Source organism: Cupriavidus alkaliphilus (genome assembly GCF_900094595.1).
Lineage (GTDB): Bacteria > Pseudomonadota > Gammaproteobacteria > Burkholderiales > Burkholderiaceae > Cupriavidus > Cupriavidus alkaliphilus.
Genome location: NZ_FMAD01000002.1, coordinates 604,462 through 619,050, shown reverse-complemented (window position 1 = coordinate 619,050; position 14,589 = coordinate 604,462). Strand labels below are relative to the sequence as shown.

Below are 14,589 nucleotides of genomic sequence, written 5' to 3'. Positions count from 1 at the left end.
GGTAACGTCAGGACACTGCGGATCAGAACGTGCCAGGGAAGGCGCCGCCGTCGAGCAGGATGTTCTGGCCGGTGATGTAGCCGGCATGGCGGCTGCACAGGAAGGCGCAGGTGGCGCCGAACTCGGCCGGCTCGCCGAAGCGGCGCGACGGGTTGGCCGCGGCGCGGCGCTGCGCCACTTCCTCGATGCTCAGGCCGGCCTTCTTCGCGCCGCCTTCCATGGTCTTGAACAGGCGGTCGGTATTGAACGGGCCCGGCAGCAGGTTGTTGATGGTGACGCCGTGCTGCGCCACTTCGCGCGCGACGCCGGCAACGAAGCCGGTCAGGCCGGAGCGCGCGCCGTTGGACAGCCCCAGCACATCGATCGGCGCCTTGACCGCGCCGCTGGTGATATTGATGATGCGGCCCCACTTGCGCGCGATCATGCCGTCGACGGTGGCCTTGATCAGCTCGATCGGGGTCAGCATGTTGGCGTCGAGCGCTGCCAGCCAGTCGCTGCGCTCCCAGTCGCGGAAATTGCCCGGCGGCGGGCCGCCGGCGTTGTTGACCAGGATGTCGAGATCGCCGAGCTTGGCGGCGGCGTCGAGCGCCGCCTTGCGGCCCTCGGGCGTGGTGATGTCGGTCGCCACCGCGATCACGCGGCGGCCATGGCGCGCGCGCAGGTCGGCCGCGGCCTTTTCCAGCGCCTCGGCGCCGCGCGCCACGATCACCACGTCGACGCCCTCGGCCGCCAGCGCATCGGCGCAGGCGAAGCCCAGGCCCTTGCTGGCGCCGCATACCAGCGCATGCTTGCCGCGCAGTCCCAGATCCATGTGTTTCTCCCTTGTCTGTTGTCTGTGACCGGCCCGCCTCCGGGCCGGCCCGAATCAGCTTTTCCTTGCCGACAGCAAGTACATGCCGCCCATCACCAGCGCGCTGCCGGCCAGCTGCACGCCGCTGACAGGCTCGCCCAGCAGCCAGAAGGCCAGCAGCAGCGTCGACACCGGGCCGATCATGCCGGCCTGCGACGCCATCGGCGCACCGATGCGCGACACCGCTACCATGGTCAGCGACACCGGCAGCACGGTGCAGAACACCGCGTTGACCAGCGACAGCCACATCACCGGCGCCGGCTGCGCCAGCTCCGCCAGCGGCCGGCCCAGCACCAGGTACTGGATCACGCAGCAGGCGGTCGACACGCACATGGCATACGCCACCAGCCGCAGCGAGCCGATGCGCTGGACCAGCTCACCGCTCAGGATCAGGTAGATACCATAGGTGATGGCGCTGCCCAGCACCAGCGCGCCGCCCAGCCACACCTGGCTGCCGCTGACATCGAGGTCATGCGCGAACACCAGCACGATGCCGGCATAGGCCAGCAGCAGCGACAGCCACTGGTGCCTGCCGATCGGCCGGCGCAACAGCAGCGCGGTAGCCAGCAGCACGAACGACGGCGTCAGGAACAGGATCAGCCGCTCCAGTCCGGCGGTGATGTACTGCAGGCCGATGAAGTCCAGGAAGCTGGACAGGTAGTAGCCGATAAAGCCGAGAAACACCACCCGGCCCCGGTCCGCCCACGACAGCGGCGCCAGGCGGCGCGACTGCCACCAGCCGATCGCCATGAACAGTGGCACCGCGAACAGCATGCGCAGCGTGATCACCATCACGGCATCGACGTTGTAGCGGTACATCAGCTTGGCGACGATCGCCTTGGCCGAGAACAGCACCGCGCCCACCGCGGCGATGACAAGGCCCGAGCGCTGCGTCGACGGCAGCGCGGCGGGCACGGCGAGAGACTTCTGGGAGGCGGGCACGAAGAATACCGGGGAAAGCGGGCCGGCACGGCGGCCCCGCAAAACGACCCGACGATTGTATTCGAAAAGGCGCGAGGGCATCGGACGCCGCCCCGGCCGCGCGCACGCCCTGTTCCGCGGCCTTCCTCGGTATACTCTGGGTCACCTCCAGCCACCGCACCTGCTTCGTGCCCCAGCCCGCCGACACGCCTTCCGGCAAGCCCGCCGCCGACTATGACTTCACCGAGCAGGTGGGCCACCTGCTGCGGCGCGCCTACCAGCGCCATGTGGCGATCTTCCAGCAGACCATCCCCGATTCGCAGCTGACCGCGGCGCAGTTCGTGGTGCTGTGCGCGGTGCGCGACCGGCAGCCTTGTTCGATGAACGAGGTGGTGCGCGCCACCGCGATCGACCAGGCCACGGTGCGCGGCATCATCGACCGGCTCAAGTCGCGCAAGCTGATCGCGGTCTCGCATGATCCCAACGACCGGCGCAAGGTGGTGGTGACGGTCACGCCCGCCGGGCTGGCCCTGATCGACGAGACCGTGCCGTTCGCGAAGGAGATCTCGGAACAGACCTTCGGCAGCCTGAATCCGGCCGAGCGCGTGGCGGTGACCTACCTGCTGCGCAAGATGAGCGAGATCGACGAGGGGAACGGAGGCTAGCGCCGCAGATGCCGGGGGTTTGCTCCCCTCTCCCACAAGCGGGAGAGGGCGTACACAATCAGACGTTCCCTGACGCCATCGCCGCCAGCACCGTCTCCGGCACGAACGGCGGGCGGCGCAGGCGCACCCCCAGCGCATCGAACAAGGCATTGGCAATCGCCGGCGCGCCCGGCAGCGAGGCCGATTCGCCCGCGCCCAGTGGCGGCTCTGACTGGCGCGGCATCAGCACCACGTCGATCGGCGGGATTTCCGGGAAGGTCAGCAGCGGATAGCTGCCCCATTCGCGGCTGGCGACACCGTCGGCATCGAAGCGGACCTGCTCCTTCAGCACGCGGCTGAGGGTCTGCACCACATTGCCGTGGACCTGGTGGCGCACGCCGTCGGGATTGACAACCATGCCGGTGTCCTGCCCCACCACCACCTTGTCGATGGTGATGCGGCCCGTGCCCGCGTCCACGGTCAGGTCCACCACCCAGGCGGCCCAGGCCGCGCCGAATCCGGGAAAGCGGCTGTGGATATAGCGCGCGTAGGCCACGCCCCGTCCGCGCAGCCGCCCGTCGGCATCCGGCTCGCCGCGCGATCCGCCCGCGCCGCGCTGCCAGCCGGCCGCGTCGGCGACGGCCCGCAGCAAATCCGCGGCGCGTTCGTCAGGCAGGTGCCGCAGGCGGAAATCGACCGGGTCGGCGCCCGCCGCCAGCGCCAGCTCGTCGATCACGCACTCATGCGCGAATGCATTGGGCAGCGCCGACACGCCGCGCAGCCACGACGCGCGCACGATCGCCGGCGTGTCGTCGCAGCCGATACGGCGTGCGGCATAGGCATAGGGCGGCACCGCGGTACGGTCGCCCATCTCCAGCATGCGTGGGGCATTGGAGACGGCACCGGTCAGCACCAGCGCCAGCGTGGGCGCGTCGTTGGACGGATAGCGGCTGGTGAAATCGTAGCCGAGCAGCGCGCCGCCGGCGCCGAGCGTGGCGCTGACATCCATCAGCTGGGCCGCGCCCTTGGGCTCCCACAAGTGCTCCTGCTCGCGCGACAGCTGCACGCGCACCGGCCGCCCCACCGCGCGCGACAGCAGCGCCGCGTCGGCGCAGACGTCGTCGGCGCAATTGCGGCCGTAGCAGCCGGCGGCCTCCATGCGCACGATCTCGATGCGGTCTTCGCCCAGCCCGCACAGCCGGGACAGGTCGATGCGCAGCATGTGCGGGTTCTGCGTGCCGGACCATACCGTCAGGCCCTCTTCGTGCCAGTCGGCCACGGCGCAGGACGGGCCGATGGAGCCGTGCATCTGGTACGGCCACACGTAGCGACGCTGCAGTACCGTGCCGGCGCCGCCGGCGGGCAGCTCGCCCTCGCTCAGCAGTTCGCGCCGCGTGGCCGGGTTGGCGCGCAGCGCCGGCTCCGGATCGTCCAGCGCGGGCAACGGCGGCACCGGCTTCCAGCGCACGCGCAGCCGGCGCGCGGCCAGCACCGCATATTCCTCGCGCTCGGCGACCACGCCGACGAAGTCGCCCTGCACCACCACCTCGACCAGGCCGGGCACGTCGCGCACCGAGTCGCGGTCGACGGCCAGCAGGCTGCTGCCGACGAAGGCGCCGCTGTCGCGCCCGGCATACGGCGGGCGCACCACGCGGCCGTGCAGCATGCCGGGCACGCGCACGTCGTGGACAAAGGTCAGCGCCCCGCGCGCCTTGTCGGGGATATCGACGCGTGGCGCCGCGCGGCCGACGATGCGGTAGGCGTCGACGGGCTTGGTCGGCACGTCTTCGGCCAGCGGCAGCTCAACGTGCTCGCCGGCAACCAGCGCCGCGTAAGCGATGCTGAGCTGCGTGCCGGGCACGCGCAATACGCCGTCTGCCGCTTCCAGCCTGTCGGCGTCCACGCCCAGCCGCCGTGCCGCGCGCGCCTGCAGCCACGCGCGCGCCTGCGCGGCGGCGCGGCGCAGCGGCAGCGCCGAGATCTGGATCGAGGCGCTGGCGATGGTCGGGCCCTGGTTGGGCGTGGCCTCGGTATGGCCCAGCACCATGCGCACGTGCTCGAGCGGCACATCGAGTTCTTCGGCGACGATCTGCGCCAGCGCGGTGCGGATGCCGGTGCCGAGGTCGACGTGGCCGTTGAAGGCGAGCACCTCGCCGCTGTCGCGCACGGCGATAAACAGGTCCGGCAGCGCCGGCACATAGTCCGACGCCGCGCCGGGCTGGCCCGGCGCCGGGCGCGCGGCCGGCTGCGGGGCGCGCGTCACCAGCAGCACGCCGGTGGCCTGCAGCAGCGCCAGCCGCAGCGCGCGCGGCGTGGCGGCATCGGCCTGTGCCGGGGGTTGCAGCTGGGTTGCCGTCATCGTTTCATTCTCTCCGTCACTGCTAGCCGAGCAGGCCACCGATCGGGCCACCGATCGAGCCAAATCCGGCCACCGTTATACTGCGCCAACAGGCACACAGCAGAACCTCCCACCATGACCACCAAGACTGCGGCCGCGCCCGCCACCCGGCGGGCGGCAGCCGGCACCCGGGCCAGGCAGGCGCAGGACAGCCGCGAGCGCATCCTCAAGGCTGCCATCAAGGTCTTCGCCCAGCGCGGCTACGACGGCGGCCGCATCGAACGCATCTCGTCGCTGGCCAAGACCTACGACCGGATGATCTACTACTACTTCGGCAGCAAGGAGAAGCTGTTCGTCGAAGTGCTGGAGACCATCTACCTGCAGCTCAACCAGGCCGAGCAGCAGCTCGAGCATGAGCTCGATGCCGCCGACCCCGTGCGCGCGCTGTCGCAGCTGATCGATTTCGTCTGGCAGTATTACCTGGACCATCCCGAGTTCGTCGCCATCCTGACCAGCGAGAACATGAGCCAGGGCAGGCACGCGAAGAAGTCGGTGCGGCTGCGCGAGATCTCCAGCTACGCGCTCTCGGTGCTCGACGGCATCCTCGCGCGCGGCAAGGCCGCCGGACTGTTCCGCGCGGACGCCGGCGCGCGCGACGTGTACATGGTGATCGCTTCGCTCGGCTACTTCTATAACTCCAACCATCATACGCTCAGCGCCTTCCTGGGCGAGCCCATGATGAGCCCGCCCGCGCTGGCGCACTGGCGCGATGTGATCCAGCAGACCGTGCTGCGCACGGTGGCCGTGCCCGGCGCCGTGCCGGCGGCGCAAGTGCCACCCGCCGCCGCGCCGCGCAAGGCGGCACGCGGCAGGCGCGCGGCGGCGGGCTGAGACCGGCACGGGCGCCATCGGCCAGGCTCAGGCGGCGGCGCGCACGCCTGCCACCTGCGCCAGCGCCTCGTCGCGCGGCAGCACCGTGGCGTACTTCTGCGCCATGTCGAACAGGTTGGCCTCGTGCGGCCCCAGTGCGCGGTCGCCCACGCAATCCGACACCACCAGCGGGCGGAACCCCAGCGACATCGCATCGACCACGCTGGCGCGCACGCAGCCGCTGGTGACGCAGCCGGCCACCAGCAGCGTCTGCACGCCGCGCTGCGTCAGCCACGCCGCCAGCGAGGTGCCGAAGAATGCCGACGGCACCGTCTTGCGCACCACCAGCTCGCCCGCCGCGGGCGCCAGCTCGGGCACGATCTGGCTGTTGTGGCCATCTTCCTTCAGCGTCAGCATGCCCGGCACCTTCAGCGTGAAGATGTTGTGGTCGCTGTCGTCGTCGGCGAACACGATGCGGCTGTGCGCCACCGGCCAGCCATGCTCGCGCGCGGCACGCAGCAGCGGCTGGGTGTTGCGGATGGCCTCGGGAATATTGCCGCCGCCGAACACCGCCGGATCGGCAAAGCCGTTGACGAAGTCGATGATCAGCAGCCCGTACGGCGCCTTCAGTTCCATTGCCGCGCCGAAGCCCTGGCGCTGGTAAGTCTGCACTGCGTCATCCATGGCGCGAGTCCTTGTCTGCCTTGTAGAGCGATGCGGCCGGGGCATGGTGCCCGTCCATCACCTTGCCGCGCACCACCACCGGCTCGCCGTCGAGGCTGACGGTGCAGTGGCGCACGGGGATATCGATATGGCAGGCGGTGGTGCGGCTGCCGCCGGCTTCGTTGTTGGGGCCGAACGAGCACAGGAAGTTGCCCTCGTAGGCGCGCGCATCCATGCCGATGGTGGCCTCGCGGTCGTACATCGCCAGCGCCGACCAGCTCGCGCGCGGCTGCAGGCCCCAGCCGATATGCGACATGGCATACGCTTCCGGATCGTTGAACGACGCCATGTAGTCGGCCAGCAGCTCGGCGTCGACGCCGCCTTCGATGCGGCGCACGTAGCCGGCCTCGACCGTGATGCGGATCGGCGCCTGCAGATAGGACTTCATCGGCAGCAGGATGTCGCCGCGGTCCAGCACGATGGTGCCGTCGGTGCCGCCCTCGTCGGGCCAGGTCAGCACGAAGCCGCTCGGCCAGTGGTCCCAGCGCCCGGGCTCGTCGACGAAGCCGTACTCGCTGATCGCGGGGAATTCACCCAGGCGGCAGCGCAGGTCCATGCCGGCGTCGGACACGATATGCATCTCGCGCGCCTTGCCCAGCCGCTGGGTGGCAGCCTTGACGCGGGCGCGGTCGGCCTCGGTCGGCACCAGCCGTGCCAGCACTTCGGGCGGCTCCACCGCCAGCAGGATCCTGGTGCCGCCGGACAGGATCTCATGCTGCTCGGGCGAGAACAGCAGCGTCATCAGGTCCAGCACCAGATCGCTCGCCTTGAGCGCGGCAATCGCTGCAGGGTTGCCGGTCAGCGGCGTGGTGCCGAGGTAGGCCAGCGCGTCCCGGCTCAGCGCCTTCTCGCCGTTGACCGGCGGCAGGTCGAGCCGGTTGACGATGGCGCCCATCGACGCCGCCGCCACCATTGCCGTGCGCAGCGTCTGCGGATGCGTGGCCGCGCCGGTCAGCACGGTGACGGTCTGCCCCGGCTGCAGCTTCGACAGCGTCAGCACCTGCTGCCACGCTGTCGTCAGGTCGTAATCGCTTACGGGCATGTTGGCTCCTGTCAGTCCAGCGGCGCGCCGAGGAAATCGCCGAAGGCGCGGTAGAAGCCGGCCTCGTCGTCCCACGGGATCATGTGGCCGGCGTTGGCAACGTGCGCGACCAGCAAGGTTGGCAGCAGCGCGCGCATCTCCTGCACGTCCTGCGCGCGGATCACGTCGCCGCGGCCGGCGGTCATCAGCAGCGCCGGCACGGCGACCTGCGGCAGGTCGGCGTGGATATCGTCCTCATGGAAGCCGTTGAAGCTGGCCAGGATCGCGCGCTCGTCGCAGGTATGCAGCCATTGCGCGCGCAGGCGCAGCTGGTCTTCGGTCCAGGTCGGGCAGAAAGCGCGCATGCCTTCGGCGTCGATGCCCTGCTGCGCCAGCCGGATCGAATCGATGTACCACGGCAGTTGCGACGGGTAGGCGCGGCGCCCCGGGCCGGACACCGGCGGATCGACCAGCACCAGCCGCGTCAGGCCCGCGGGCCGGGCGCGCGCGGCGCGGATGCCGATGCGCGCGCCCATCGAATGGCCGACCACGGCATAGCGCTGCAGTCCCAGCGTGGCGGCCAGGGCCACCACGTCGGCGGCCTGCGCATCGAGGCTGTAGTCCAGCTCCGGGCCGGCCTGCGACAGGCCGCGGCCGCGCACGTCGAGCACATAGGTATCGAACTGCTGCCCGAAGCGCTCGCCGACAAAGCCCCAGGTCACCGCGGGGCTGGTGATGCCCGGCACGATGATGACCGCATCGCGCTGCGCGCGCGCGCCCGCCTGCCCGCCATAGCGCAGGTAGTGCTGGCGGATGCCGTTGGCGTGGACGTGGGCGCCGTAGAGAAAGGTGCTGTCTGCCATGGCCTGCCCCTTCAGTACGCGCCTGACAGCAGCGCGCCGGCGCCCGGCACCACCGGCTCCAGCCCCAGGCGCTTGAGCAGCGCATAAGTGGTGGCAACGGCGGCGGTGACGACCGGCTTGCCGGTCATGGCCTCGACCTTGGCCACCGCGGGCAGCGACGGCATCTGCACGCAGGCGGACAGCACGATCACGTCGGCATCGGCGGTGTTCATCTGCGCGACGATCCCGGGCAGCTTCGCCGGGTCGTGGCGGCCGACTTCCAGGTTGTCGGGGATCTCCAGCGCGCGATAGTCGACCACCTCGTAGCCTTCGTTGCGGATGTAGTCCACCACCAGTTCGGTCAGCGGCTTCATGTACGGCGCCACCACCGCGATGCGCTTGGCGCCCATCACCTTGAGCGCGTCGACCAGCGCGCCGGCGCTGGTAATCACGGGTGCATCGCCGCCGTTCTCGGCGGTATGCGCCTGCAGGCGCTGCTCGGAGACGCGGTGGTAGCCGTGGCCCATCGCCATGATCGCCACCAGGCAGGCGTAGCCGAGCACGTCGACGCGGGCGTCGCTCAGCTCCACCGCGCAGCGGTCGGATTCGGCATCCATCGCGGCCAGTTCTTCCTTGACCACCTTCTTCATCCGCATCCGGCTCGAGTGGAAGGTGAAGCGCTCCGGGCGCACCAGCTGGCGCGCGGCCAGCATCGCCGGGATCTCGGTTTCCATGGTGGTGTTGGAGCTCGGCACGATCTGGCCGATTCGGAAAACTTTCTGCACTGTCGACTCCGTCATCTGTTTGTCTGCCCTTGGTTGCGCTTGGGTCGCGCTCTCGGTCTGCCTGCATCGGCCCAGGGCCTGCATGCTGCGAACGATTGTAGTGTACACACTTTATATAGGCAAACAGATTCTGCACCGGGACCGATTCACTCGTTCAGTGCATACTTAATCCATGACTCCCTGTTTTAGCGCATAATTTCGCCATTGCAGCGCATCATTGTAAATCCATCACATGGTTGTCAGGGTTTTCCATAGGTTCGGTTGATTTCGCCTTTACCGCGATATTTTGAGTGTGTACACTCGTTTTCAACGGTCGGCCGCGTGGCCGCCCCAGCCCCCATCGACCTTGTGTCATTGCCAGGAGAAATAACGTGCAAGGCAAACCGCGAATCGCAGTTGTCGGCGCCGGACTCGGAGGGACGGCCGCGGCCGCCCTGCTGCAGCGAGCCGGCTTCCAAGTCAGGCTGTATGAGCAGGCACCGGCGTTCTCGCGCCTGGGCGCGGGCATCCATGTCGGGCCCAACGTGATGAAGATCATGCGGCGCATCGGCATCGAGGACGCGCTCAACGACATGGGCTGCCACCCCGACTACTGGTACAGCCGCGATGGCCTTACCGGCGAAGTGATCGCGCAGATCCCGCTGGGCGACTATGCGGTGCGGCACTACGGCGCCAGCTACCTGACCGTGCACCGCGGCGATTTCCACAAGCTGCTGACCGACGCCGTGGCACCCGGCACGCTGTTCTTCAACAAGAAGCTGGAAAGCGTCACCGACCAGGGCGATGTGGTGCAGCTGCGCTTCACCGACGGCACGGTCGAAGAGGCCGATATCGTGATCGGCGCCGACGGCGTCAACTCGCGCATCCGCGAGACCCTGCTGGGCGCCGAGCCGCCCAAGTACACCGGCTACGTCGCGCACCGCGCGGTGTTCCCGATCTCACGCGTCAAGGGCTTCACGCACGAGCGCTGCACCAAGTGGTGGACCGACGACCGCCACATGATGGTCTACTTCGACACCAGCAAGCTCGACGAGATCTACTACGTCACCGGCGTGCCCGAGCCCGATTGGGACATGAGCAAGAGCTGGGTGCCGAGCAGCATCGAAGAGATGCGCGCGGCCTTCGACGGCTGGCACGAAGGCGTGCAATCGCTGATCGAAGGCACGGTCGAAGTGACCAAGTGGCCGCTGCTGGAGCGCGACCCGCTGCCGCTGTGGAGCCGGGGCCGCCTGGTGCTGCTGGGCGATGCCTGCCATCCGATGAAGCCGCACATGGCGCAGGGCGCCGCGATGGCGATCGAGGATGCCGCCATGCTGGCGCGCTGCTTCACCGAAGCCGGCACCGACGACTACGCGGCCGCCTTCGCGCTGTACGAGGCCAACCGCGCCGAGCGCGCCGGCAAGGTCCAGCTGGTTTCGCACAACAACACCTGGCTGCGCAGCAACGAGAACCCGGACTGGTGTTTCGGCTACGATGTGTTCAACGTGCCGCTGGTGTCGGCCGGGAGCAAGCCGCTGTCCGAAGCCGCCTGACCGCCTGACCGCCCTGCCCGCCGCCGCCCCTCGCGAAGAATGGGGCGCGGCGCCGCGATGCGTGATGTTCAAACCGCCCCCAGCCCCCGATGAACACGCCCCGCCCCCTGACCCTGCAGGTCAACCACGCCGAGCACACGCTCGAGGTGGCGCCTGACACGCCGCTGCTCTACATCCTGCGCAACGACCTGTGCTGCAACGGGCCCAAGTACGGTTGCGGCCTGGGCCAGTGCGGCGCCTGCACGGTGCTGGTAGATGGCCTGCCCGCGCGTTCGTGCGTGCTGCCGGTCCGGGCCGCGGTGGGCCACGCGGTGACCACGCTCGAGGGCCTGGGCACGGCACAGCATCCCGACCCCGTGCAGCAGGCGTTTATCGAAGAACAGGCCGCGCAATGCGGCTACTGCCTGAACGGCATGATCATGACCGCCAAGGCGCTGCTGGCGCAGAACCCCGACCCCGACGAAGCGCAGATCCGCGAAGCCTTGCGCTTCAACCTGTGCCGTTGCGGCACGCATGTGGAAATCGTGCGCGCGGTCAGGCGGGCCGCGGTGCTGCAGCGACAAGCCGCGCAAGGGGCGGCGTCGTGAGCGCCGGCATCGTGCAAGCGGCGACGCCGGCCACGGCACTGGCCGCCGGCCTCCCGCCGGGCGCCGCCGATTGCCTGGTGGCCCATGTACTGACACCCCCGGGCCTGCGCTGGGTGGGCGGAGAACCGCTCGCGGCGCGCCTGCTGCACGCCGAGCGCGACGCCGCGCTGGCGCTGCCCGGCATCCGCGCGGTGGTGGTCCGCAACAGCTTTGCCGGCGTGGCCGCGGTTTCGGCCACCCAGGCCGCCGACGCGGCGCGGGCGCTGCGGGCGCGCTGGTCTGGTCCGCCGCGCGCCGGCGCCACCCCTGCGGCGCGCCACACCCTGGCGCAGCGCGGCGATGCCGCCGATGCGCTCGAACACGCCCGCGCATCCCACACGCAGCATTACCAGTGGCCGCTGGCGGGCAGCCGCGACGATGCCTGCTGCACCGTTGTCGCCGACTTGCGCGACGGCACTCTGACCGTGTGGCTGCCCGCCACGCGCCCCGGCGCACTGCGCGCCGAACTCGCTGCGCTGCTCGGCATCGCGCCAACGCAAGTGCTCCTGGTCTGCTGGCAAGACCCGAACGACCGCGCCGACCCCGCGCTGCTGGCACCGCACGCTGCCGCCGACGCGGCCCTGCTGGCGCACGCCAGCGGGCAACCGGTGGTGCGCCGGCTGCGCGCCGCCGAGGTGGGCCTGGCCGATGCCGCGCTCGATATCCGCATCGATAGCGCCCGCACCGGCGCCACCGTCGACGCCTACGCCGCCACGCTGTCCGGCGTCACGGCCCCGGTTTCACCGCTGGCGCTGTGGCTGACGCATACGCCGGCGCCGGTGACGGACCGCCTCGATGCGGGGCATGGCGGCGACGCTGCGCTGCCGCCGTATGACATCCCCCATGCCGAGCTCGCCGTGTCCGGCGACCCGGCTGCATTCAAAGCCGCGCCGCTGACGGCAGCCCGTGCGCAGGTGTTCGCGCGCGAATCCCATCTCGACGAGCTTGCCGCCGCCAGCGACGCCGACCCGGTGGCGCTGCGCCTCGCGCATCTGCACGACCCGCGCGGCGCGGCGCTGGTGCGGCAGGTGGCCAAGCGCGCCGACTGGGACCCGGACGCCAATGCCGCCGCGCCACGCGCCAGCGCCGCCGCGGGCAATGTGCGGCGCGGCCGCGGCTTTGCCTACGCCCACAGCATCGACCACGACGCCGGCCAGAGCTGGTCGGCGTGGGTTGCGGAGGTCGAGGTCGACGGCACCACCGGCGAGCTGGCGGTCACGCGCGTCACGGTCGGACATGACAGCGAATCGCTGCCGCCACCGCAAGCCGCCACGACCGCGCGTTCGATCGAGCGGGACGTGGCCGCAACCGCGCTGCAGCTGACCGCCGCCACGCCGGGGTTCGACACCTGGCCGGGCGACGCGCGTGTTGCCGGGGAAACCTTGCCTGCCGTGCCGGCCCGGGCCCTGCCCGAAGTGCGGCTGGCCGGCACGCTGGCCACGCACGATGCGCTGGCTGCCGGCCCCACGGACTCGATGCCGGCGGCCGCCGCCGTCGCCAATGCCATCTACGATGCCACCGGCGTGCGCCTGCGCAAGCCACCGTTCAGCGCCGAACGCATCCGCCTGGCACTGGCCGAGGCAAGTCCCGGCGACAAGCGCAAGAAGCGCGGCTGGATCGCGGCGGCGGCCGCCGCCGCGGCGGGCGTGTGCGCCACGCTGTTGCCGTGGCGCGCGCCGATCGCGCCGGTGGCACCGCCCGAACCCGGCTTCTATTCCGCCGCCACGCTCGAACGCGGCCGGCTGGTGGCCGCCGCCGGCGACTGCGCGGTCTGCCATACCGCCCCGGGCGGCGCGAAGAACGCCGGCGGCCTGCCGCTGGAAACGCCCTTCGGCACGGTCTACAGCACCAACATCACGCCGGATGTGCAGACCGGCATCGGCAACTGGTCGTTCGCCGCCTTCGAGCGCGCCATGCGCGAAGGCATCCACCGCGACGGGCGGCGCCTGTACCCGGCGTTCCCGTACACCGCCTTCGCGAAGATCAGCGATGGCGACATGCAGGCGCTGTACGGCTACCTGATGTCGGCCGAGCCGGTGACCTCCGCGGTGCCGCAGACGCAGCTCGCCTTCCCCTTCAACCTGCGCCCGCTGCTGGCCGGCTGGAACCTGCTGTTCCATCGCAATGAACGCTTTACGCCGGACCCGTCGCGCTCGGCGCAATGGAATCGCGGCGCGTACCTGGCCGAGGGGCTGGGCCACTGCAGCGCCTGCCATTCGCCGCGCAACGCGCTCGGCGCCGAGCAAGGCGGGCGCCGCTACCTGACCGGCGGCAGCGCCGAAGGCTGGGAAGCGCCGGCGCTGACCGCGCTGTCGCAGGCGCCGGTGCCGTGGACCGAGGCCGCGCTGTTCACCTACCTGCGCGGCGGCTATGCGCCGCACCATGGCGCCGCCGCGGGACCGATGGCGCCGGTGGTGGAAGAACTCGCGCAACTGCCCGAGGACGACGTGCGCGCGATCGCGCATTACGTGGCTTCGTTCGGCGCGCCCGCACCGGCACCGTCGGTGCTGGCGGCGCAGGCGGCGCAGGTCGAACAACGCAGCCAGCAGGCCGCGCGCACGCTGGGCGGTCCCGCCGAACGCCTGTACCAGAGCGCCTGCGCGGTCTGCCACCAGTCGGACCAGGGCATCGCGCAGTTCGGCGTGAAGCCGTCGCTGGCGCTCAATACCAACCTGCACAGCAAGCGGCCGGACAACGTGATCCAGGTGTTGCTGCGCGGCATGCCGGCACCGCCCAACAGCGAACTGGGCGCGATGCCTGGCTATGCCGACACGCTCGACGACCAGCAGATCGCGCAACTGGCGCAGTACCTGCGCGCGCGCTTTGCCCCCGACAAACCCGCATGGCAGGACCTGGAGAACACCGTCGCGCGGCTGCGCGCGGCGCCTGCCCACTGAACCACCGGAGCACCGCGCACCACGCTGGCGGGCCCTGCGCATCGGCGCCGGGCGCGTGGGCGTGACCGACCCTGCGCCAGCCGGCTAGCGCGCGGGAAAACCCCGAGGAGAGAAACGCAATTCGGCCTTGCCCGCCAGTTTCATGTAGCTTACGCTGAACGATCATGTAGTGCGCACTACATGAGTGCCAGCGGGCACGCAGCGGTGCCTCCCCGCACAAGGACGGCGCGCCGCAAGCGGCGGACAAGAACACCAAAACCATAAGACCGGCCCGATACATCACCGGACGCGCTGGCGCGGGGCTTGCATAGTTCCGCCAGACCACCGGGACACCGGGCCTGACCAAACCAAGGGTAGACAACCAGGAGTGACTATGACGTATCAGTACCAGGAAGCTGTTGCAGGCGTGCTACCGGGTTAGTTCTAGCCTCGCCAGGTGGAAGCCATCGCCCCCGCCGGGACGCCGAGCGGTGCCAATCGTGCCAGTCACGCCGGCGCCGCTGCATTCCGCAGCAGCTGGCATCACGTGCCGGCCAGCTT

Annotated in this window: 12 protein-coding genes; 5 read left to right on the top strand and 7 right to left on the bottom strand. The window is 70.3% G+C overall.

Annotation, left to right across the window (positions count from 1 at the left end; translation table 11 throughout):
* Positions 1-22: 22 nt before the first annotated feature.
* Together GA0116996_RS06340 and GA0116996_RS06335 are read right to left on the bottom strand one after the other, a co-directional pair.
* Complete coding sequence (locus GA0116996_RS06340) at positions 23-811, bottom strand: SDR family oxidoreductase (RefSeq protein WP_092308278.1); 789 nt, start codon at positions 809-811, stop codon at positions 23-25.
* Between the two features lie 54 nt (positions 812-865).
* Positions 866-1,753, bottom strand: coding sequence for a DMT family transporter (locus GA0116996_RS06335; protein WP_092308420.1), 888 nt, complete (start codon positions 1,751-1,753; stop codon positions 866-868).
* 206 nt (positions 1,754-1,959) lie between these two features.
* Here GA0116996_RS06335 and GA0116996_RS06330 point away from each other — a divergent pair, with 206 nt between their 5' ends.
* Positions 1,960-2,436 carry a MarR family winged helix-turn-helix transcriptional regulator gene (locus GA0116996_RS06330; protein ID WP_018007004.1) on the top strand — a complete coding sequence of 159 codons (477 nt, stop codon included), beginning with the start codon at positions 1,960-1,962 and terminating at the stop codon, positions 2,434-2,436.
* 58 nt (positions 2,437-2,494) lie between these two features.
* Here GA0116996_RS06330 and GA0116996_RS06325 read toward each other — a convergent pair whose 3' ends face one another.
* Complete coding sequence (locus GA0116996_RS06325; RefSeq protein ID WP_092308276.1) at positions 2,495-4,774, bottom strand: xanthine dehydrogenase family protein molybdopterin-binding subunit; 2,280 nt, start codon at positions 4,772-4,774, stop codon at positions 2,495-2,497.
* 114 nt (positions 4,775-4,888) lie between these two features.
* Between GA0116996_RS06325 and GA0116996_RS06320 the strand changes: the two genes are divergently transcribed.
* Positions 4,889-5,644 carry a TetR/AcrR family transcriptional regulator gene (locus tag GA0116996_RS06320; RefSeq protein ID WP_092308274.1) on the top strand — a complete coding sequence of 252 codons (756 nt, stop codon included), beginning with the start codon at positions 4,889-4,891 and terminating at the stop codon, positions 5,642-5,644.
* Between the two features lie 27 nt (positions 5,645-5,671).
* Here the strand turns inward: GA0116996_RS06320 and GA0116996_RS06315 are convergent, their stop codons facing one another.
* Genes GA0116996_RS06315 through GA0116996_RS06300 form a run of 4 tightly spaced genes read right to left on the bottom strand, consistent with a single transcriptional unit; the run spans position 5,672 to position 8,994 of the window.
* A complete protein-coding gene (locus GA0116996_RS06315; protein ID WP_092308272.1) occupies positions 5,672-6,307 on the bottom strand; it encodes an N-carbamoylsarcosine amidohydrolase in 636 nt (211 codons plus the stop codon).
* Entirely contained in the window at positions 6,300-7,388 is a 1,089-nt protein-coding gene (locus GA0116996_RS06310; protein ID WP_092308270.1) for a 2,5-dihydroxypyridine 5,6-dioxygenase NicX family protein, read from the bottom strand. Before GA0116996_RS06310 ends, GA0116996_RS06315 begins: the two co-directional genes overlap by 8 nt.
* Before the next feature lie 11 nt (positions 7,389-7,399).
* The gene (locus GA0116996_RS06305) at positions 7,400-8,230 is read right to left on the bottom strand and encodes an alpha/beta fold hydrolase (protein WP_092308268.1); all 831 of its coding nucleotides are present in this window, start codon (positions 8,228-8,230) and stop codon (positions 7,400-7,402) included.
* 11 nt (positions 8,231-8,241) lie between these two features.
* Positions 8,242-8,994 (bottom strand): maleate cis-trans isomerase family protein, encoded by a 753-nt coding sequence (locus tag GA0116996_RS06300; protein ID WP_092308266.1) that lies wholly within the window; start codon positions 8,992-8,994, stop codon positions 8,242-8,244.
* 371 nt (positions 8,995-9,365) lie between these two features.
* Between GA0116996_RS06300 and GA0116996_RS06295 the strand changes: the two genes are divergently transcribed.
* The 3 genes from GA0116996_RS06295 (at position 9,366) to GA0116996_RS06285 (ending at position 14,049) form a co-directional block, all read left to right on the top strand.
* Positions 9,366-10,526, top strand: coding sequence for an FAD-dependent monooxygenase (locus GA0116996_RS06295; RefSeq protein WP_092308264.1), 1,161 nt, complete (start codon positions 9,366-9,368; stop codon positions 10,524-10,526).
* An 89-nt stretch (positions 10,527-10,615) separates the two neighbouring features.
* Complete coding sequence (locus GA0116996_RS06290; protein ID WP_092308262.1) at positions 10,616-11,113, top strand: (2Fe-2S)-binding protein; 498 nt, start codon at positions 10,616-10,618, stop codon at positions 11,111-11,113.
* Positions 11,110-14,049 (top strand): c-type cytochrome, encoded by a 2,940-nt coding sequence (locus tag GA0116996_RS06285; RefSeq protein WP_092308260.1) that lies wholly within the window; start codon positions 11,110-11,112, stop codon positions 14,047-14,049. The genes GA0116996_RS06290 and GA0116996_RS06285 overlap by 4 nt, the downstream gene beginning before the upstream one ends.
* The last annotated feature ends 540 nt before the right edge of the window (positions 14,050-14,589 follow it).